The organism is Streptomyces lasiicapitis, from assembly GCF_014646335.1.
Classification (GTDB): Bacteria; Actinomycetota; Actinomycetes; order Streptomycetales; family Streptomycetaceae; genus Streptomyces; species Streptomyces lasiicapitis.
In genome coordinates this window covers 1-614 of the sequence record NZ_BMNG01000048.1, presented here as the reverse complement: position 1 = coordinate 614, position 614 = coordinate 1, and the positions used below count along the sequence as shown (strand labels likewise).

Annotated in this window: 1 protein-coding gene; it reads left to right on the top strand. The window is 69.1% G+C overall.

Annotated features, from left to right (window positions below):
* A partial coding sequence (locus tag IEY91_RS41460) for a transposase family protein (protein ID WP_189177910.1) occupies nucleotides 1–613 on the top strand: 613 nt, incomplete at its 5' end.
* Nucleotide 614 lies beyond the last annotated feature (1 nt).

Here is a 614-nt window from a genome sequence, read left to right as displayed (position 1 = left end):
GCTGGTGGCCGTCCACTACCGGACGAACCTCACGATGCGCCAGCTCGCGCCGTTGTTCGGGGTCTCGCCGGCGACGGTGTGCCGGGTCATCCAACGACTGGGTCCCTTGCTCACCCTGGAGCCGGTCGTCCGCCCGGCCGACGCCGCGGATCGGTTGTGGATCGTGGACGGCACGCTGATCCCGGTCCGCGACCGCACCGTTGCCGCCTCTTCGCGCAACTACCGATTCTCGGCGAACGTGCAGGTCATCATCGATGCCGACACCCGCCTGGTGGTGGCCACGGCCCGGCCGGCCCCAGGCAACAAGGCGGACGCCCAGGTCTGGCGGGACTCTGGCCTCGCCCAGACGTGCGAAGGCATCACCGTGCTGGGCGACGGTGCGTACATCAATACCGGGCTCGTGGTCCCACACCGCAAACGCCAGCGACGGCCGCTGCTGCCGGGAGAGGAGGCCGACAACGCAGAGCACCGCCGAGTCCGGGCCCGCGTGGAACATACCTTCGCCCGCATGAAGAACTACAAGATCCTCCGCGACTGCCGACAACGCGGCAACGGCCTCCACCACGCCGTCCGAGCCGTCGCCCACATGCACAACCTCGCCCTGGCAACGTGAT